This is a genomic window from Paenibacillus sp. P5_B5 (assembly GCF_056400365.1).
Window position 1 is genome coordinate 97,390 of the sequence record NZ_JBFULK010000002.1, and the last position, 21,022, is coordinate 118,411.

General features: G+C 44.1%; 17 protein-coding genes. 9 read left to right on the forward strand and 8 right to left on the reverse strand.

Going from position 1 to position 21,022, the window contains the following annotated elements; genetic code table 11:
* The first annotated feature begins 10 nt into the window (after positions 1-10).
* Genes AC1DOK_RS03085 through AC1DOK_RS03110 form a run of 6 tightly spaced genes read left to right on the forward strand, consistent with a single transcriptional unit; the run spans position 11 to position 8,843 of the window.
* Positions 11-1,933, forward strand: a complete 1,923-nt coding sequence (locus AC1DOK_RS03085; RefSeq protein WP_477552767.1) for a heparinase II/III family protein — start codon at positions 11-13, stop codon at positions 1,931-1,933.
* A 41-nt stretch (positions 1,934-1,974) separates the two neighbouring features.
* Positions 1,975-2,877, forward strand: a complete 903-nt coding sequence (locus AC1DOK_RS03090; protein ID WP_477552768.1) for an aldo/keto reductase — start codon at positions 1,975-1,977, stop codon at positions 2,875-2,877.
* 24 nt (positions 2,878-2,901) lie between these two features.
* Complete coding sequence (locus tag AC1DOK_RS03095; RefSeq protein WP_477552769.1) at positions 2,902-4,833, forward strand: DUF8034 domain-containing protein; 1,932 nt, start codon at positions 2,902-2,904, stop codon at positions 4,831-4,833.
* 44 nt (positions 4,834-4,877) lie between these two features.
* Positions 4,878-6,947 (forward strand): hypothetical protein, encoded by a 2,070-nt coding sequence (locus AC1DOK_RS03100; RefSeq protein ID WP_477552770.1) that lies wholly within the window; start codon positions 4,878-4,880, stop codon positions 6,945-6,947.
* A gap of 57 nt (positions 6,948-7,004) precedes the next feature.
* Positions 7,005-8,144: a glycoside hydrolase family 88 protein gene (locus tag AC1DOK_RS03105; protein WP_477552771.1), complete on the forward strand. Its 1,140-nt coding sequence runs from the start codon at positions 7,005-7,007 to the stop codon at positions 8,142-8,144.
* A gap of 24 nt (positions 8,145-8,168) precedes the next feature.
* A complete protein-coding gene (locus AC1DOK_RS03110; protein WP_477552772.1) occupies positions 8,169-8,843 on the forward strand; it encodes a hypothetical protein in 675 nt (224 codons plus the stop codon).
* A gap of 234 nt (positions 8,844-9,077) precedes the next feature.
* Here AC1DOK_RS03110 and AC1DOK_RS03115 read toward each other — a convergent pair whose 3' ends face one another.
* On the reverse strand, positions 9,078-12,410 hold the full coding sequence (locus tag AC1DOK_RS03115; RefSeq protein ID WP_477552773.1) for a tetratricopeptide repeat protein: 3,333 nt from the start codon (positions 12,408-12,410) through the stop codon (positions 9,078-9,080).
* A gap of 170 nt (positions 12,411-12,580) precedes the next feature.
* On the opposite strand from AC1DOK_RS03115, the gene AC1DOK_RS03120 reads away from it, so the two are divergent.
* Positions 12,581-13,465, forward strand: coding sequence for a helix-turn-helix transcriptional regulator (locus AC1DOK_RS03120; RefSeq protein ID WP_477552774.1), 885 nt, complete (start codon positions 12,581-12,583; stop codon positions 13,463-13,465).
* Positions 13,466-13,493: 28 nt separating this feature from the next.
* On the opposite strand, the gene mnhG is transcribed toward AC1DOK_RS03120, so the two are convergent.
* The 7 genes from mnhG to AC1DOK_RS03155 are packed head-to-tail and all read right to left on the reverse strand — an operon-like array spanning position 13,494 to position 19,268.
* Complete coding sequence (gene mnhG / locus AC1DOK_RS03125; protein ID WP_477552775.1) at positions 13,494-13,865, reverse strand: monovalent cation/H(+) antiporter subunit G; 372 nt, start codon at positions 13,863-13,865, stop codon at positions 13,494-13,496.
* The gene (locus tag AC1DOK_RS03130; protein ID WP_477552776.1) at positions 13,843-14,127 is read right to left on the reverse strand and encodes a Na(+)/H(+) antiporter subunit F1; all 285 of its coding nucleotides are present in this window, start codon (positions 14,125-14,127) and stop codon (positions 13,843-13,845) included. Before AC1DOK_RS03130 ends, mnhG begins: the two co-directional genes overlap by 23 nt.
* Positions 14,127-14,612, reverse strand: a complete 486-nt coding sequence (locus AC1DOK_RS03135; protein ID WP_477552777.1) for a Na+/H+ antiporter subunit E — start codon at positions 14,610-14,612, stop codon at positions 14,127-14,129. Before AC1DOK_RS03135 ends, AC1DOK_RS03130 begins: the two co-directional genes overlap by 1 nt.
* A gap of 25 nt (positions 14,613-14,637) precedes the next feature.
* Positions 14,638-16,122 (reverse strand): Na+/H+ antiporter subunit D, encoded by a 1,485-nt coding sequence (locus AC1DOK_RS03140; protein WP_477552778.1) that lies wholly within the window; start codon positions 16,120-16,122, stop codon positions 14,638-14,640.
* Positions 16,115-16,453 carry a Na(+)/H(+) antiporter subunit C gene (locus AC1DOK_RS03145; RefSeq protein WP_477552779.1) on the reverse strand — a complete coding sequence of 113 codons (339 nt, stop codon included), beginning with the start codon at positions 16,451-16,453 and terminating at the stop codon, positions 16,115-16,117. Before AC1DOK_RS03145 ends, AC1DOK_RS03140 begins: the two co-directional genes overlap by 8 nt.
* On the reverse strand, positions 16,453-16,878 hold the full coding sequence (locus AC1DOK_RS03150) for a Na(+)/H(+) antiporter subunit B (RefSeq protein ID WP_477552780.1): 426 nt from the start codon (positions 16,876-16,878) through the stop codon (positions 16,453-16,455). Before AC1DOK_RS03150 ends, AC1DOK_RS03145 begins: the two co-directional genes overlap by 1 nt.
* Positions 16,875-19,268, reverse strand: a complete 2,394-nt coding sequence (locus AC1DOK_RS03155; RefSeq protein ID WP_477553088.1) for a Na+/H+ antiporter subunit A — start codon at positions 19,266-19,268, stop codon at positions 16,875-16,877. Before AC1DOK_RS03155 ends, AC1DOK_RS03150 begins: the two co-directional genes overlap by 4 nt.
* 130 nt (positions 19,269-19,398) lie before the next feature.
* Between AC1DOK_RS03155 and AC1DOK_RS03160 the strand changes: the two genes are divergently transcribed.
* Both AC1DOK_RS03160 and AC1DOK_RS03165 read left to right on the forward strand, forming a co-directional pair.
* Positions 19,399-20,052: a histidine kinase gene (locus AC1DOK_RS03160; RefSeq protein ID WP_477552781.1), complete on the forward strand. Its 654-nt coding sequence runs from the start codon at positions 19,399-19,401 to the stop codon at positions 20,050-20,052.
* A 137-nt stretch (positions 20,053-20,189) separates the two neighbouring features.
* Complete coding sequence (locus tag AC1DOK_RS03165) at positions 20,190-20,873, forward strand: Crp/Fnr family transcriptional regulator (RefSeq protein WP_477552782.1); 684 nt, start codon at positions 20,190-20,192, stop codon at positions 20,871-20,873.
* The last annotated feature ends 149 nt before the right edge of the window (positions 20,874-21,022 follow it).

Sequence of the window (21,022 nt, forward strand, 5' to 3'; positions counted from 1 at the left end):
TACGGCGACAATGACTTATAAAGTCGCTGTGCGCCCTTTCCTATCTATTTCTCCAAACTGGAGGCTGATTTCGTTGTTGAATCAACTGACATTAAAGCAGCTTAAAAATACATTAGAAGAAACGCAAACTCAATCGTACACACTTTTTAAGGAAGCAAGTTCCTCCAATCATTGGCAACGAATCAAAGGAGAATCCAGCTATAAAGGCTTTTGGGACAATCTTGAGAAGCAGGCTATGCAACTTATTGACAAGCCAGCAGCCCCACCTCAATTCTCGGATTTCATTTTATTCGGGACTACCGGTGATCGAAGTATTTATCAGAACAAGCGAGAGCAGCTATACGCCGGGCTTCATACGTTCAGCATGCTTGCCATGACGGATAATCGCTCCGAGTGGATGATCGGACTGGAGAATGCCATTTGGAACGTATGCAATGAATTTACTTGGGTATTGCCTGCGCATGTAGGGCTCTATCATAACGATTACCCGAATAACATTTGGGATCAGCCGAGTATGCCACGCGAAACAGTCGATTTGGCGGCTGCGGGAATTGGATTTACGCTTGCCGAAATCGTTCATTTGATGGGGGATCATTTGCATCCATGGGTAGTTGAACGTGTAAAGGCGGAAATAAATCGTCGAATTTTTCAAGTTTATTTTCATGATCCGGTTCCGCAGAATTGGGAATTGAAGACGAATAATTGGCCGGCTGTATGCTCCGCTTCAATCGGCGCTGCAGCAATCTATTTGGTGCAGGACAGCGAGGAGCTGGCTGGCATGCTCTGGCGAGTTATTAACGTGCTGCGTGGCTACATGTCGGGTTTCGATGAGCAAGGAGCAACATCGGAAGGACCGGCTTACTGGCAGTATGGATTTTCCCATTTCGTTTATTTTGCTGAATTGTTGAAGGAACGTACAAATGGTCAAATTTCGCTATTATCCGATGAGAAAATAGAGCAAATCTCTCTGTTTCCGCAATTTTGCATGCTGGCTGGAGGTAAAGTCGTTAATTTCTCAGATTCGCTGGAGGAAGTGAAGTTCAATTCAGGACTCATTCATCGATTGCAAAGTTATGCGCCATCACTTCAGATGCCACCTGAAATCAGTCAATTGCTGCCGGACCCGAACATTTGGTTGGACGCATCCAGACTGATGCTTTGGTCAGATGCACAGGTTACGCCTAAGACAAGTTCCGTGGCTGATCCAGGACGAGCCCAGGAACGGATTTTCACAGGCAATCAGTGGGCAATATCGAAGGTTACAGATGCGAAAGGACGAATGATCGCTTTTGCAGCCAAAGGCGGTTTTAACGAAGAACCTCACAATCATAATGATTTAGGTCACTTTATTTTGCATGTCGATGGGGAAAATTTACTTGCTGATATGGGTATAGGCGTTTATAGCAAGCAGTATTTCCAACCTCAATATCGCTATGAGCTGATTAATGCAGGTTCACATGGCCATTCTGTGCCAATCGTTGACGGATGCAGACAAGGGTTTGGCAAACAGTATCGAGCAGAAATTGTACAGTATCATCAGACAGAAGAAGAAATGGCCATTGAGCTGGATTTGACGAAAGCTTATGTATGCAACTCGTTGAAACGTCTCACGCGACATTTTGTATGGAGACGACCTGAGCATGAAGTGCCGCAGCTCGTCATTTTGGATAAAGTTTCATTTTCTAAACAGCCTACATCCTTTCAGGAGGTATTCATCAGCAGCGTAATGCCGAATGAAGCGGTCCCGGGATGTGTGCAAATGAGTACTGTATCACTCTTCTATGATGAGAAGAATTGGAAAGTTGAAGTAGAACCTGTATCGATAGTTTCCCATTTGGGAGCAGACAAGCAGTTCTATCGTGTAGTGCTTCATTGTCTGTACCCGAAACCAGAAATGGAAATGTCATTCCAGTTCACGATTACGGAAAATTAGCAATCACTATTCAATAAAGACATAAAGGAGTGGGAGTAGCTGTGGAATATGCCATTTTAGGGAAAACAGGCTTTAAAGTATCTAAGATCGGTCTTGGCGGCGCACCGCTTGGCGGTGATTTCGGTGAAACGTCGGATGCGGAAGTGTCACGTGTTATTGATAGTGCATTGGATTTGGGCATCAACTTTATCGATACAGCCCCTCTATATGGCCGGGGGGAAAGCGAACGAAGAATCGGTCAAGCATTGAAAGGCAAACGAAGCGATGTAATCATCGCCTCAAAGGCAGTAATGCGGGGGGACCCGTATACGTATGACAACACGATAAAGTCTGTCGAGGAGAGCTTGAGCAGACTGCAAACCGATTATATTGATTTGATTCAATTGCATGAACTAGAACAAACGACTTATGAGCAGGCGGTAAATGAAACGCTACCTGCTTTCCGCAAGCTGAAGGAGCAAGGGAAAGTAAGAGCGATAGGTGTGAATGCGGGCAGACTTGAACTGTTGATGCCCTTCCTCAAAGAGGATTTGGTCGATACGATTCAAACATATGCTAAATATACATTGGTAGATTATACAGCCAAAGATGAGTTGCTGCCTCTGGCAAAGGAGAGAAACATCGGTGTTATTCATGGAAGCCCGCTTGCTATGGGGATATTAGCGGATCGCCCGGCGCCTTTTTTGCTGAAAAATACGGTATTGCTTGAAGAAGCAGATCGAAGAATGGCACAGCTGCAGTTTTTGCGCAAAAACGATCCGAAAGGGTTGGTCGAACCAGCACTTCGGTTCAGCTTAACTTGTCCCGAAATCGCCATTACGCTGGTGGGGACGACCTCGATTCGTTCCTTGCAGTTAAATGCTGGTTATTGCGATGGTAGTGGATTATCTGATGAGGAGCTGGCAAAGGTATTTGCTTTGTTTCCAGGTCAGCGGTTGTTTTAAATCTGACAATAAGGAGATTTCATGATGAATCATTCTGAAATTCGGCCATTGATTCCACAAATTTCAGCAAACCGTAAAGTAGTTCCACCACAGTGGGCATTAACGCAGCGTCTATTATTTGATCAATTAAATAAGTCGGCTGCTGAGTTTGTTGAGCGCTATACACGAGCTGACGGTACGCTGATCTGGCGTCAGGATTGGCCAGGTATGGATGGATCGGATGATCCCTATGAAGGCTTTATGAATTTGGCACTGTTATATATGCTGGGCGGTAGCAGCGAGCTGCATGAGCTGTCTCGAAAAATATGGGATGGCATCACATGGCAGTGGACGGAATATGGTCAAATTCACCGGGAGTTCGACGCTTATTACGACTGGATGCATCATGGAGAAGGTTACCTGTATGTTTATTTCCTTGGACTTGCAGGGCCTACAACTTTAAAGGATCGCCAGCGTGCAGCAAGATTTGCCGGGATGTATATGGGCGAAGACGAAGAAGCAGCTAATTACGATGCCGAGCATAAACTGATCCGTTCACCGATTACAGGCAGCCGAGGTCCGCAATTTGAATTGACGGCAGAGGATTGGAGTACACACCGAGGTATTCTCGATGATTATTTGGCACCTTATGAGGATATACCGGGAGTTGATTTTGCAAGCGGTGAGTGTGCTTGGTCAAACGATGAAGTGTATGCCCAGATTATCGCGATGATGAATGAGCGCATGACACGAGGTGATGTGCCGCTTAATCTGAATGCAACAGGACTTGTGACAAATGCTTATCTACATTTTGGCGAAGAAAAATACTACAAATGGGTGTTAGACTATTTAGCCGTTTGGGAAGAGAGAACGAAGCAAAACGGTGGAATAATTCCGGATAATGTTGGCTTATCAGGTGAAATCGGTCAGTATAACGACGGTAAATGGTGGGGCGGTTATTACGGCTGGCGCTGGCCGCATGGATTCATGACGATCATTGAGCCACTGACGAATGCATGTATGAACGCGGTTCTTCTATCAGGAGATATGAGTAAGCTCGACTTGGCGCGTAAACAATTGGATGCGAACTGGGCGCTGCGCAAGGAACAAGACGGAAAGTGGCTAGTTCCGTATAAACGTTTTGATGCAGGATGGGCAGATTACCGTGAAGCTGCACCGAAATATCCGGTCTACTTATGGACGATGTCGATGGCAGATGAAGATTTGGAACGAATTGAACGAATCCCGAAGGATCACGATTGGAATGAGGTCATCGTTCCCTATTTATCTGGTACTGACAAAAAGACAGGACGAAACACTAAGCACTACATTGGCAATACACAGCCGTGGTTCCAATTTATTCGAGGACTCAATCCCGATTATCCGCAGCAAATCCTAGACGCAAATTGTAAACTAGTTGATCAGCAGCTGTTGAAGATGCGCTCTGAATCGGGAGATCCTCATACTTGGACGGATCAATACAGTGAGGATGATTTCTCCAGTATCCATATTTGGCAGGAAATGTGTCCGGTATATATGGAAAGCCTTGTTCAATTAACTTTAGGCGGTCCGATGCATATTTCTCATGGCGGATTGCAGCATGCACGAGTTCGTTATTTTGATGCGATTGCCCAAAGACCTGGGCTGCCAGAATCCATTGCGGCGCTTGTTAAGGAGCTGACAGCTACCTCGGTAACGTTGGAACTGGTAAATATCAGTTTATTTGACAGTCGTTCTGTCATTATTCAAGCCGGTTCATTTGGCGAACACGAATTTAAAGAAGCCAGCCTGTTAAATGAGGAGGGTGCTGTTATTCAAACATTCCCTGTAAACAGTAAGTGGTTATGCGTGGATCTCCCTGCAGGGAAAAGCGCTGAACTTCGAATAGCGATGGATCGATATGTAAACTCACCTTCTTATGAGATGCCATGGCCAGATAAAGAAAAGAACGAATTGCTTTATGGTAGAGCGCTTTAGAAATGTGTGGGGCAAGGAACTGCAACTTGAAGGGAGAGCAAGTGATGGATACACATACGTCTTACTTAAATCATCTAGCAACGGCTGATCCGTTAACTGAGCAGATCGAAATGTTCAAGTCAAGGCAGCCTCACGTGTTAGTCAAGACAACGGACATAAGAAAAGAGCATTATTTGGATTTTGCCGAAGGCCGGTTACGTGCTTTTGTGCCTTTCTTGAATGAACAAGGTGGCGTTGTTGATCCGGTGGATGGCAAAGAGCATGAATATGCGACGGCTTCATTCGTTAAGGCTGGCGCTGTGCTTCTTCAAGCGGGAAGATGTGCGGATCTTCAAGAGGCGATTTTGAAAGCGATGGACTGGGCTAGCTTCTGTTTGGGCGAAAATCAGGTTCCGGATGACCATGCAGATTTTACATCACACATGCTGGTTAAGGCATATGAGCTGTTATCCGGTATAGCCGATCCTTCGCGAGTTGAAAGCTGGCGCAACCATTTGCAGCGTGTCGAGCCTGAGCAAACCTATTCGCAAACGCAGCGAAACTTTCCAGACCTTCGGCAAGTCCGCAACTGGGCCACTTATGCGATGCACGGTGAGATGATGCGAGTTCGCGCTGGACTAACGGATTCCACTGCCTTTATCGATAAATATTTGCCTTATCAGCTGCCACGTTTTACACCGGAGGGGCTGTACCGGGATCCTAATTTACCAGCTGCATATGATTTGGCTGCAAGAGATCAGTTAAGCGGCGTGCTCGAGGCAGGCTACCAAGGACCTGGGGCTGATCTGCTGCAGAATCTTCTCCATCGCGGGGCACGTACGATGCTGTTTATGCAATCCGTAACTGGTGCAACGAGCTGTGGCGGTAGAAGCAGTCAGTTGGTGTGGAACGAGTTGACCTTTATTCATATCTGCGAAAGAGAAGCTGCTTACTCTAAGCGTAATGGAGATTTAGTCTGGGCAAGTACATTTAAACGTGCAGCTCATCTAGCCTTACAATCGATTCTTGGATGGGTTAACGATCCAACCCAATTCCGATTATTTAAAAATCGATTTCCGACTGGAGATCGTGTGGGCTATGAGTTTTACGCCTACCATTCGACTTATAGCTTGTATGCGGCACAAATCGCGGTATCGTGTTATTTGGACGCGGATGATTCTATCGAGGAAGTCGCAGCACCCTGTGATGTTGGAGGTTATGTACTCAATTTGACTTCCTTTAATCGCATTTATGCCACAACGGGCATGAAGCAGGGCAGCTACCATATGATCATTGATACGGCAGCGCAGATGGGCCAAGACGCTACGGGTTTTGTGCGGCTGCATCGGGCAGGTGTCCCGGAAGAAACCGCATTGTCTACAGGGATTGCAGGGCTCGATGGGGAGATACCTTGGATATTTTATCGTTCTAAGCAGACGATTCCGGCTCCGCTCTTTCCAGCTGCGATTGGTCCTATGTGGCGAGATGAGCACGGAGCTTGGCATCGATTAGCTAATTACGGTCGCAGAAAGCATGAGGTGTTCCATGCTCTGAATGCTGCTGGTCTACCTTTAGATGCTGAGAAGTTACACTGGAAATCTGACCTTATGGTTGCAAATACAGGCGACGGTGAGGATGAGCTATGCTTTACGATCAAGCATACCGCCAATCCGCAGCCCAAATATTATGAACTTGATCCGAATACTCCTGGCGCAAACGTATTGGAAGTTTATGCTCGTGCCGTAAACGACGTTCTTCCTAGACCAGGTAATGGCAGTGTGGAAAGCATTGAGGAGTGCTATAGACTGGGTCAGGATGGCGTAACGGCCAGTTGGACAATGATTCCCGCCGATTCAGCGGAGCTGACTGCCGTTGGCGTAACGGTTCCGCTACTGGTGACGAACGGGACGGATCACTCGACGATCGTTTGTGTTGGTAACAAGGTAACCGTGAAATATGGTCATGTGACCTATATCGTATGGGCAGACGAAGCAGAGGGTCACGTAGAAATGGAACTGCTGCCCGGCCGAATGCCGAATCGAAATGGTCATTATCAGATTGCACAATGGACACGCAAGGATAAGCATGAAATCAAACTGCATTTTGCTTTAATAACAGACAAAGAAAGCTCTTAAATTTGCTGGATCTAGTTCTGCGGCAAGGGCTTCACGGAGACAAGGAGGAGTTTGAGCATGTCTAACTTACATTTGCAAGATGAAGCTGCAAGTCTTCGTTGGCCCGATGAGACTTGGGAAAAAATTATTGGCAAGGTTGAGACCATGTGTGATTCGATTGGTGCTGATTTTCCCTACGCTTCATACAACGGTAAATATAATCGAGAAGAAGCGGATTGGTGGACGAACGGTTTCTTGCCGGGTCTACTGTGGCTTGTCTATCGCGAAACGAAGAATGATCGCTTGAAAGAAGTCGCAGCACTTATAGAAGCGAAAATGGACCCTGTTCTCCATGACTATTACCCGCTTCATCATGACGTAGGCTTCATGTGGAGCTTGTCATCTGTCGCGCAGTTTAAGGTGCTTGGCAGTGAAGATTCCAAGCGACGGGCCATGACGGCAGCGAGTCATCTAGCGGGTCGCTACAACGCAAAAGGCCAGTTCATTCGTGCCTGGAATCAGCCAGAACGGATCGGTTGGGCGATTATCGATTGCATGATGAATTTGCCGTTGTTGTACTGGGCTAGCGAGGAGTCAGATGACCCTCGGTTTCGTCATATCGCCACGCTGCATGCAGATACAACATTGCATGAGTTTCTTCGTCCCGATGGATCGACACACCATATTGTGTGCTTTGATCCAGAGACCGGTGAGCGTCTGGAAGCGCTTGGTGGACAAGGTTATTCACCGGATTCAGCCTGGTCTCGTGGTACCGCATGGGCCATCTATGGTATGGCGATGAGTGCTCGATATACCGGAGATGCAAGATATATCGATGCTGCCAAGCGCGCAGCTCATTTCTTTCTTGCAAATGTGCCGGAGGATGGATTGCCGCCATGGGATTTCCGAGCACCTTGGGAAGAAGGAATGGCCATGGACTCGTCGGCGTCAGCTTGTGCAGCGAGCGGCATGCTGGAGCTCAGTCTTTTGGTTTCAGACAGTGAAGCGCAATTGTATCGCGGTGCGGCCGAAAAGCTGCTTCGCAAGCTGGACGAAAGATGTGCGACTTGGGATGATCCGAATGAAGAAGCGATTTTACTGTTTGGTACAGCGAATAGCCCCAAAAAAACGCATGTGAACGTCCCGATCATTTACGGTGACTTTTTCTATGCAGAAGCGATTCTAAAACTTCGCGGGATACAGGATACATTCTGGTAAGGAGATGTCCATCTAATGAAACGATTGTTGTATTACTCCCAGCTTCGTTGTGAGTCAGGAAGCGAGTTCCGCCTAGCCGTGGATGCGGACATGGATACGCTTCGCGGAGGATGGACAGAGCAAGGGTTATCGGAGGTCTCAATTTTTGTTTTGGATTTGTTTGTGTTTGTTTACGCGGAAGCGATTAGCAATTCAGAACAAATACAGTGGAACTGGCCACAACACTACAGCCTTATGCTTGAGATATGGCCTCCTGATCCACTAAACAATGATAACCAAGCAGAAGCAATATGCCGGTTGGCGGTACCCTTAATCGATGTTTTTCACGATGGGGTGCCGTCTAACCCGGCTTCTTGGCGTGGCGACCGCCAAATAGATGAGCGGATTGGCTCAATTGCGCGTTTAAAGACAGAAAAAGTATCGAGTTATATTTTTTATCATTATCAGAAGCAGGAAGAATCAACAACCAGCTTTAATCAAACCTATATGATCGGAGCACTCGGTACCTGGTTATTTTCTTATCATGAGTTGCCAGGTTTACTCAGTGAGCAGAAGCCTCAAGGACTTCTAAATACGCAGCAGTCTCCGGTAAATTGGCATGAAGTCATGCTACCGCATTTTGAACCGTGGGAAGATGCTGCCGAAGGGCCGGTTTTATGGAGGCGTATGGAGAGAATAAATGGAAGTTGCATGCAATAGTTTGAACGTACAAAAGAAACCTCTCCTAATGGTTGGTGTTTGTTCGTGATATAGAATTTATAACTTTCATTATATAAATTCTAAGTATCACCTTAAGAAACGCGCCTCCTTTAAGGACGGCGAAGCCGTTTCTTCTTGACACTTACACTTTATCAAGGATTGGTTTCTTTTGTTTTGGATTAAGCTTAAGAAGGACTTCCTAAGAAGTCCTTCTCGTATTTATCAAGCCAATAGTTAACAACACATGTGAAGATGTAATCTTGCACCTTGATGATTAATATCCATCAATAGCACTTTTTCTAACTGCTCCTTTGCTTGCGCCAATTTACCTAAACCTAACAGCCCTAGTCCCATCATAAAGTAGCAATGAATCTGATTCCGTTTATTCATATCATCTTCAAATACGAGGAATTCCGGCAGAGATACCGCAAAATAATCGATTTTCACATCTTCGAACAGGAGCTTCTCAGCATAATCGATCAACTTGTTAAAGCGACGTTTGGCTTCCTTGTCCTGATTCAATTTGAGCCATGACATCCCTTGATAGAAGATCATTTCGGGCGGCTGATCGTTATAGTACATCGCACTCGTTGGTTCGTCTAGACCTAAGGATGCTATCTTAAAGCACTCCTGTGCCTCCTCTAATCGGTTCAAACCCTCTAAAGCACAGCCTAAGTAGTAGAAAATATGATTTTCTTGCGCGCCAGATAGCTTTCCTTCCCCTAGATTCTCGGGATAAACCAAGGTTTTATTCAAGAGCTCGATGGCTTGCTCATATGCGTGATTCTTTAATGCTTGTTTAGCTAACTCTACATGGGCGAATACATATTGCCCCGTCACTTTGCCTTCTCCTCCCTCCCATGGGTGGAATTTCCGGGAGTTCAGAGCTTGCACTGCCTGCTCAAAATTGCCTAATGAATTTAGCAATGTGACATACTCCATGTACAAGTCATCACGTTTGGATACCAAGGATCTGTTATCCTCTAGAATCTTAAATCGTCTAATCGATTCATATCCCAGCTTTGTATAAAGCTGATCAAGTTCGAATAGGATTCTAGCATCATTCGGCTGACAAGCAAATGCTTTCTCTAGTGATACTCGTGCTGCCTCAGCATCATTCTTCTTATTGTAATATGCCAGCGCGAGATTACGATGAACTGTAGCTAAATCATCTTGAATGGAGCGGGATTGTTCCCAGTGGCAGATAGCTTCCTCATGTCTTTTCTTATCATACATCCAGTTACCTAAATAATAGTGCGCTTTATAGTCTTCTGGATGCGCAGTAACTGCATGTTCGAGAACGATTAATTCAAATAATCGATTAGGGAAGCAATAATCAGCTGATGCGACTTTTCCGGCCTGATTATATTGAATCGCCAGCTCATGATGACCTGCTTTGTGATGAACATATCCTAAGGTGTACAGCAATATCGGATACACATCTGTAGTTGCATCAGTAACAATTCGATTCAGAACCTCTATCGCCTCATCCCTAAGACCGCATTCAGCATAATCCGTAGCAAGATTCAAGTAATTATGCACATCACCACGCATGAAATTAGTCAAAGTCGCAAGCGCTTCTGTTCCACGATCTGCATCTCCTTGTGCTAAAGAGATTAAATAACTTTCGTTATAAGCACCAAAATCAGCAATATCAAGCTTTAATGTTTCTTGAACCCAAGATTGTGCTTCATCCAAACGGCCTAATTTGCGAAGGAGAACTGCTTTTAGGTGGCGAGCTTTGTAGTTATGACTGTTGCGAATGAGAGACCGATCAATCAAATCAAGGGCATCTACCAAGTTTCCTTGCTCACAGGCGATTTGCGATAGTGAGAAATATCCACTGTCTTGCCAAGCAGCAGACCATACACTCTTATAAAATGCAGCATAAGCCTCTTCTAGACGATTTTGAAGCTTCAAAGATAAGCCTAGCTGATAGTAAGCTTCACTGTCATAAGGATTGGGGTTGCGCGAGATCAAAGACTTCACAGCAGTTCGGAAATACGCTTCGGCTCTGCTAAATAAACCACGGCGCAGTAATAGTGTTCCATAGGCTACGTTAATTCGTATATCAGCTGGATCACGCTTCAATCCTTCTAAATAGTAGTTATCCGGTTCGAATGTAGCATGACGGTATTGCTCGAGGTGTAACCCCGCCAAGTACAGTTGTTCATTTGTTTTAAGTTCCTGCGGCTCCGGCAATGGCTTGGCTGCATCAGGCAACTCCTCAATCGATGGTTTAGATGGACTATAGGATACTAGCAATCTGCCATCAGCAGAACGAATGGATATCTTTAAATCATGTGGCTGATCTTCTTCATCCAGTTGAATAAGGGTTTGGAATGTATCTACTGGAGACAAAGCAATCGTTTCTTGTAAATAAATCCGCTGTTTTCCCTTTAGCTCAATACTCGCATTCGTAAATAAGGCTGTTGCATAGGCCATAACTACTGCTTCATTCTTTAGCTCGTCTATCTCTAAGCTGACAGCTGCATCAATGGTGGCATTTTTCACTACCCCTATGTTCTTATAAGGCATAAAATACTGCTTAAATTTCTTTTCCTCATAAGGTTGAAGCCAGGAAAAGTCAGGTTGATTATCCGTGTAAACGCCAGTCATCAATTCAATGTAAGGGCCATCCTCGTCAGTTAGATTCCGATCCCATGCTTGACCGAAATCCCCGTTGCCCCAAGTCCACTGCTTTTTGCCCGGTGATATATGATGGTTAGCCACATGCAATATCCCTGCTTGAACGGAATGATCGTAACCGCCTACAAAGTCGTAATCCGATTTATAAGCCATGTAGGACGTCGGAACTGGGATGTTTTTATACCTAGAAATATCAACGCCAGCAGAATAATCCATTTTGTAATAAGTGCCTGTAGCAATCGGGAATTTGGAAACATCACGCTTCCCATGATCAAAAACAGCGGTTACATCTGGTGGAAACACAGACTGTGTATAATCATTAACTGCTACTGCCGGATTAGCCCACCATAAGAACGTCTGTGGTTCTGGTGTGCGATTATAAAGTTGACCTGACACTTCCAAATATGCCTTGCCGGGATATAAAGTAAAACCAGCCGTCACTTTGGTGCCATACATGCGATCAATCTCGCTGACCCATACGGTTGCACTTCCATCTGAATTTTGCTTGCACCTATATTCAACCGGACCATATGTATTTGGACGATGGTGCTGTGGCCAGTTGAATTCAATTCCACCTGAGATCCAGGGCCCAGTAAGACCTACGAGCGCGGGTTTAATTACTTTATTATAGTAAACAAAATCATAGTTATTGGTTTTATCCAGTGCTCGATAGATTCTTCCACCAAGCTCTGGCATGATCTCAATTCGAACATATTCATTCTCAAGAATGACGATTTGATAGCTTTGGGTTATTTTATCATCGCCTATTTTATCAATCACTGGGTAAGGATACACCCGACCTGAACTGCCTTGATAGACGCGTTTTTCCAGAAACATTGGATTTTTCTCGGGCTCTCCCACACTATAGGTAGGGATCTCAACTTGTTCTTCCCATACTTGAACAGTTTGTAGTTTCATATTACATTCCTCCTTTACTGATACTGTACCGTTACTTTCATGACATGCCAATTGACAAAATGCTGAAGTTAATGGACTATATTCTTAATTGTTATTTTAATTTTATATTAATAAATGGTAGAGTTTTAATTGTGTATAGATTATATTCTTTTATGTTATGGGAGATGCATATGGAAAATCAACTGAAAAAAGACGGCTTTTATGAACAAAAGCTATATGTTATACCTGAATACAGAATGAAAGAGCTTGCACAGGATGAACTGACAAAATATTTATTTATTAGCGATATCGGCATTTTCCCCAAAGCACAATTTCATTTCAGGGAACGGCTTGATGGCAGCGAAGCTCATATTTTTATTTATTGCACAGAAGGTGAAGGCTGGGCCCAGCTTTGTGACCAGGAGCGTATCCCTATAACCCCTCATCAATTAATTGTCATACCAGCAGGAACTCCTCACCGATATGGTGCTAGCGCCCATGCTCCATGGAGTATTTATTGGTTTCATTTGCATGGTGAGCATGTAGTTCCCTTGATTCAGATGTATAGACTCGATGAAGGTCCTATTCATATATCGAGCAACACCAAGTTCATGGATGATTTCAAGCTATGCTATGACCTTATTTCAAATAAAACCTATTCAAAGCCCATTCAAGTTCATGTTTCTCATATCATTCAACATCTCATTAGCCGTATAGGTATGTATCATGCGGGTGCTTCCCAAGACCCAAAAAAGGAGCGCTATATGGAAAGCGCTATACAATACATGAATGATTGCATAAGCGATTCCCTTAAGCTCTCCGATCTAGCTAAGCATACTGGATTATCTAGACAACATTTAATCTATCTGTTTAACAAAGAAACTGGACATCCCCCAGTTGACTTCTTTCTGAGGCTAAAAATGCAGAAGGCAGGACAAATGCTCATCCTAACAGATCTCACGATTAAGGAAATCAGCCTGACGCTCGGGATTCTTGATCCCTATTATTTCTCAAGATTGTTCAAAAAAATGATGGGAGCATCTCCAGCAGAATATCGAAAGCTGCCTAAGGGATAGAGGCCAGATCTCGACTTAAAGACTTATGTCATTTAGATTCTACATTCTTCTGACTGTCCAAATAGTTCTGGAGATCGTCCTGAACGCTTATATCGGCAAGGACGACCTTCGAACGATGGGCGGAACGAATTATGATATGTCCAGCGACAGGGCCAGTTAGGAAGACGAATACGATTCCGAGTAATAAGCGGATACTGGATACTCCGTGCGTATAGATAAAATAAAAGAACGCGCCTAATAAAATACATAGGATACCTAGCGTTGCGCTTTTCGTTGAAGCGTGCGCCCGATTATACACATCCGGAAGGCGGATAATACCTAGCGAGCTAATTAGACTCAGTACAGTGCCGGTAATGACTAAGATCCCGACCACAATTTCAATCATCGCTTTTGCGTGCATCAACAACCCCTCCTTCCATGTACTTGCTTAAAGCAATCGTGCTTAGAAAAGCCAATATACCAATCAGCAGTATCGTTTCAAGATAGGCATGAGAATCCAGCATAATGGAGTGTACTGCAACAATTCCAATAACGATGTATCCGATTGAATCGAGTGCCAGTATGCGGTCGTGTATAGAAGGTCCCCTGATCACGCGGTACAGAGCGATCACAACTGAGATCGACAGCAGGAACATGGCCAGGAGCATAATTTTATCGAACATTATCGCATCACCTCCATAATTGCCTTTTCAAACTTATGCTGTGTTTGGGTAATCCCATTGCGAAATGCCGTTACATCCATAGCATGGATGAAGATGACACCTGCCTCTGGATCAATTTCCATCACCACGGAGCCTGGGGTCAGGTTCAATAAAGTAGAAAGCAGCGTAATTTCCAAGTCGGTTTTCAGTGCGGTTTCGGAACGAAAAATTCCCGGCTGAATGTTGAGCTTTGGCCGGGTAACTTGCATAATGACCACGACGCTAGATTTAAGAAGCTCAAAGGTGAAGAGCAGGAATAATTTAATAATGAAATTAATTTTCCTGCCGTAGAATTGTTCAGGGAAGAACCGACGCATCAAGAATATAACGAAGAATCCGATTGCGTAACCTATTCCAAAGACGACGATATTCCATGATTCGTTGAGAAGCATCCACACGAAGGCAATCAACAAATTTAATAAGATTTGAGTTGTTATTTCCGTCACATCCTTTACTTCTTAGGTTGAATCATTAACCGATTCTTTTGAAGACGGCGTCGATGTAGATGGATGGGTTGATCATAACCTCAGCAGCTTGCTTAACATAGGTGAGCACCCACTCCGCTCCGAGTCCCATTGCAATAATTAATGTAACCAGAATAGAGCCTGGCAATAAGGCACTGGTGCCGGTCGCTTTCTGATCCCCTTCGCTTAGGAGTGTCTCCCCCCAGAAGCTGTGAATAAAGATTTTCATAACGGAGTAGAGCACCAAGAGGCTCGTTATAATCCCAATCACCGACATGATCAAATGGCCTTCATCAATGCCCTCCTTGAGGATGATCACTTTGCCTACGAAACCACTGAGCGGTGGGACTCCGGCAAGAGCGAGCGCAGCTATGAAAAACAACCATCCAAGCGATGGGCGAAATAGTAGCAAGCCGCTAAAGTTCTTAAGCTTGTCCGATCCAAAGATCGAAATAATCGCTCCGCCTAGAATGAAAATAAGCGCTTTTGCCAGCATATCGTGAATCAAGTAAAACAGGGCGCCTGTCAATGAATCGAAGGTCGCCATTCCAACGCCGAACAAGATAAATCCAACGGCAATGATTACGTTGTAAGCCAGAATTTTTTTGATTCCCCAATAAGAGATAGCACCTAGCGCGCCTAGTATCATTGTGATGGTCGCCATATAGAGGATGACGGTGTGCGTAATTTCTGGATGATGATAGAAAATCAATGTAAATGTTCGAATAATCGCATAAATTCCGACCTTGGTTAGTAGAGCTGCAAACAAGGCTGCGATCGCAGGAGGGGGCGCACTGTAGGAGCTAGGCAGCCAGAAGAACAGGAATAACCCTGATTTAAGACCGAATACAGTCAGGAATAAGAAGCTAACTGTCGTAAGCAGGCTGTCTTGGCCGATTATTGCGATTCGTTCAGAAAGATGAGCCATATTGAGGGTTCCGGTAATCGAATACAAGTAGGCAATCGCGATAACGAACAATGTGGATGAAAGGATGTTGATGATGACATACTTAATCGATTCACGGAGCTGAAGCTTTTTTCCGCCGAGAGCGAGCAATACATAGGAGGAGATCAGCATGACTTCAAAAAAGACGAATAGGTTAAAAATGTCGCCTGTCAGGAAGGAACCGTTCACACCGCAAAGCAGCAACAGAATGTAGGGATAAACGAAGTGAACCTTATGTTCGTTGTTCGTGGAACCGAAAGCGAACAGGGTACACATTAGGCAGACGAACGTTGCAACCAGCACGAGCAAGGCCGAAAGCATATCCCCGACTAACGTGATGCCATAAGGAGCCTGCCAGCCGCCGACATCGAGAACAAGGATGCCTTGGCGTGAAATTTGATGAATGATAGAGGCGGAAATTCCAATGGTCAGCAGCATGCTTATGACGGATAGCCACTGCTGCAGACGTACGCGGCGACGATAGAAGATCATGACCATTCCCGTTAGAAGGGGAATGATGATCGGCAGAATTAGAACATTATTCATGCGGGTTACCTCTTGATCGTTTCATATAGTCGGTACCTACCTCTACATAAGTGCGATAACCAAGCACAAGAAGAAATGCGGTTAATGCGAAACTGATGACGATTGAGGTCAGAATCAGTGCCTGTGGCACGGGATCGGTATAGCTGGCGGCATTTTCTCCGAGAAGGGGAGCAGCTCCTTTTTTCAATCCATTAATGGCAATTAACATCAGATGAGTAGCGTGAGAGAATAGGGTTATCCCTAGAATGATCCGCAGCAGGCTTTTGCTCAGGATGAGATAGGTTCCGACTGTATACAGGATGCCAGCGATAACTGTTATGAATGTCTCCATTATTGTTGGTCCTCACTTATACTCGTAATGATCGTCATTGTCGTTCCGATAACAGCCATGTATACGCCTAAATCAAAAATGACGGCTGATGCAAGCTCCGTTTTGCCGAGCAGAGGTAGATTTACATAGGTGAATGTCTGTGTCAGGAAAGGAACATCGAATAAGAAGGATGCTGTTCCCGTAAGTATAGAGACGATAACGCCGACAGCGGCCAATTGATTGAAATCGACAGGAATGATATCACGCACCGATTGCAGATCGAATGTAATGTACAGAAGGACGAGGGCAGAAGATATAATCAGCCCGCCAATAAACCCGCCTCCTGGATTGTGATGCCCTGCGAACAGAATATAGATGGAGAAGGTCATGATAATGAATACTAAAATTTTGATAGCAGTCTGCAAAAAGACATCGGTGAATTTCATTGATCTTTCCTCTCTGCATGGCGAAGCTTAATTAACGTATAAATGCCTACGCCTGCGGCGAAGAGAACGACAATTTCCAGCATCGTATCGAAGGCTCGGAAGTCAACCAAAATAGCATTCACCATATTTTTTGCTCCAGCAAGGGTATAAGAATCCTTATAGTATTCCGCAATTGAATCGAATAAATGATGCTCTTGCGTCGATAGACCGATTAAAGTCAGGGTCAATCCGACTCCAATGGCAATGATGGCATGACTAATGCGAAATTTCATGGATGTCACATACTTGCTAACCTTAGGTAAGAAGTAGAAGCAAAGTAGGAAAAGCGCAGTGGAAATCGTTTCAACTACAAGCTGCGTTAGTGCTAAATCTGGTGCACGGAAGATAACGAAAAACAATGAAATGATATAGCCAATTACGCTAACGGCAATAATCGATATCAATCTAGATTTCGTGAATACCATGTATATGGCTGCCGCGACCATGGTGAAGCCTAACATATACTCATATAACTCGGTGGGAGCATTGTTCGAAAGATCAAGGATGAAAGGACCCTGAAGAAATAGCGAGCCTCCGACGATGACAATCAAAAATACGAAGAGATAGGACAAGTAATGGGTTATCGAGCCGGTCATATAGAATCTTATTATCATCCCTGAAATGCGTTCCATTGCTAGTAGTCCATTATCATAGGCTTGATTCAAACTGAATCTAAGCGGAACGCTTTCGTAAATATTGCGAAACTCGGTTAAATATTTATAAAGCACCGATCCTAGAATGACAATTCCTATGGTCATAAAGAGCTCTGTACTGAAGCCGTGCCATGCGGAAATATGAACATGCCACTCTGCGCCGCTTGCGAATGCCTGCGGTAGAATCGCTTTGACAGCTGGTTCCAATAGGGAAGATGCGATTATATTTGGGAAGAAGAACAAGAAGATGACAAGAGCAGCTAAGATCATCGGTGAGATAAGCATGCCCATTGGTGCCTCATGTGGCCTGCGCTCCATTGGCTTAGGTTGATAAGGGCCTATGAATACCTTGAAAATCAGAATCATGCAGTATATAAAGGTAAATAAGCTTGCGATCCAAGCGATAATCGGTATAAAGACGAAGTAGCTATCCATCGTACGCGAAGTCGTAAGCACACCACTAAAGAACATTTCCTTGCTTAAGAAGCCGCTGAATGGAGGAAGACCTGCCATGGAAAATGCACCGATCATGGTTAAGGTGAATGAAACGGGCATGACATGGATCAAACCAGCCAAGCGGCGTATATCCCGCGTACCCGTCTCATGATCGAGAATGCCAATCATCATAAAGAGACAACCTTTGAAGATCGAGTGGTTAATTAAATGAAAGATCGCTGCTAGCGTAGCACCTGCAAATAGTAAAGAACTGCCGCTATACTGAGTATTGATTGCCATAGAACCAATACCTAATAAGGTCATAATTAAACCAATTTGGCTAATAGTCGAGAATGCGAGCAGAGCTTTAAGGTCGCTCTGATGGATCGCCTTCAAGGAACCAATTAACAAAGTAATAAGTCCGATGATCGTGATCGTCCAGAACCATTCCTGATGACCACCGAATATTGGGGTTAAACGAGCAACGAGATATACGCCTGCTTTGACCATTGTAGCGGAGTGCAAATAAGCACTGATAGGCGTAGGGGCTTCCATTGCGTCCGGCAACCAGATATGAAAAGGGAATTGTGCAGACTTCGTAAAAGCGCCGAGAAGGATGAAGAACATCGCTGGAATAAAAAGCGAGTGCTGCGAAACTTGGTCGCCCAGTAGGATTAACTCCCGGATGCTGAATGTCCCTGATGCGACATACAGGATGATGAAGCCGAGCAGCATTGAGAATCCGCCGCCCATCGTAATGAACATTGATTTCTGAGCTCCGTAGCGGGATCTTTTGCGATGATACCAGAATGCGATTAGTAAGAAGGACGATACGCTAGTGAGCTCCCAGAATGCATATAGCACAAGGAGGTTGTCTGAAAGAACAGATCCAAGCATCGCACACATGAAGAGCATTAAGTAAGCATAGAAGAGGTGTAGCTTCTCCCGATCTTTTGACATATAGAAGATGGAGTAGAACACGACCAAGGCACCTATGCCTGAAATAAGCAAAACAAACAGCAACGAGAGGCTGTCCAAATAGATTGTGAAATGGATATTCAGTGATGGAATCCAGGGTGCGGAATGAAAGACGGGCTCTAACGGTTGTTGAATAGAATAATAGCTTCCAAAAAAGAGGAGCAGCAGGACGGGAATAACCAAGACGAACCAACCCGTATGTATGCGATGTACATATTTGTACAGGAGCGGGATGAGCGGGACGGAGAAAATGGGTATCAGTATAGCGATATGCAGTAAGGTCAACGAGTCCATTCCTTTTTCTTAAGTTTAGTTGAATCAATTTCATAATACCTGTAAATATTTATGTAATTTGACAACATCTAGCTTTGTATGTACTCTAAGGCTATCATTCAGCAGAGGTGAAGCGGAAACAATGAAGACAAAAAGCATGGATGAATGCATACTCGTCTGTGTATATTATGGACCCAACGGTGAACGGCTTATTCGCAGAGGCGGAAAAATGGCTAAAATGCTTAATTGTCCTCTGTATGTATTAACAGTCGATCGGCAACCGAAGGACGAGTGGGATATCGAAAAAAATCACCTTATTTCAGCATGGAAAAAAATCGCCGAAGAACTCGGGGCTGAGCAGTTCATTATGAAATACAATGAGAAGCGTCCTATTGTAAAAGTCATAAGCGATGTAACGAAGCAAAAAAATGTGACGCAAATCGTTTTGGGACAGACAGCTCAGAGTCGCTTGGAAATGATAACGAAGGGTTCCATAGTTAATGTGCTTCTGAGTGAAATTCCATTCGTCGATTTACACATTGTTTCAGTATCTCGTGAATTGGAAGTTCAAGAGGGCTTTTATGAAAAGGGGATCCGTGCATACTTACTGGAGGTAGAGGGAGGCTTCAGGCTTTGCTTCAATCACACGCACTTAGATAAGTACGAGGGAATTTTCTATAAAGAAGTAGGCACAGACTTCAACAATGGTGTCTTCAAGTTCATGAAGGGCAATGAAATGATCGAAGTTCGTGTTATTGATGATCATGTTAAAGATATTAATGAACGGATCAACTAACTCAGGGTTCATCTGCCGAATACGCTATACCTTAAACACAAACGGCCGAGATGCCGTTTTTTTGTTGTAATTCTTTAACATAGGCTTCACTTTGTGTTATTGTTTTGTACGTATTCTGGCATCTATGAGGAGGAGCAATGGATAAAATTCAATACTTATCACAATTCAATCTACTTCATTCGCTATCCATGGAAGATTTAATAGAAATGGATCAACTAACTTCAATAACAACTTTTCCGAAAAATATGTTTATTCAAACACCGGATACTTTTACAGAGGGGCTTTACTTTGTGAAAAAAGGGAAGGTGCGCTTGTATAAGCTAAATGCCGAAGGTAAGCAATTTACTTCCGATATAATCAATGAAGGAAATGTATTTGGTGAAATGGATATTATTTCGTTTGGAACAAGGGAACATTTTATAGAAACGATAGACGAAAGTCATATTTGTCTAATTGATAGTAAAAGATTTGAAGAATTCATTTGTCATCGCCCTCGATTTATGATGTCACTATTGAAAGTATTGAGCAACCGCATTAATAGTATGAGTCTTTTAACGCAAAATCTGGCTATTGGAAATCTGCATGATAAAATTTTGTGTGTTCTTATGAAGTTATCTGATCAGCTTGGGGTTAAGAGCGATGATAATTATTACAAAATTGGTGTTCCTCTTTCCCATCAAGAAATCGCTAATTTGATTGGAGCAAGCAGAGAAGCTGTTACTGTAGCATTGCAGGAACTTGTTAAAGAAGAAATGATTAAGACAGGATTTAGAACAATACATATACATCGAGAAAAGATCTTGGAAAAGAATATAACTTAGATTCCTGGAGAAGCGAAGCGTTTGCCTACAAGTTTTCCAAAGGAAAACTACTTCGTAAGCGTATGCTTTGCCACCGGATTTCTACCGTTATAAGCGGTATGCGATCAAGAAATCTGGGGGTGGGCAGTGATCGTAAGGACAATCCGTCC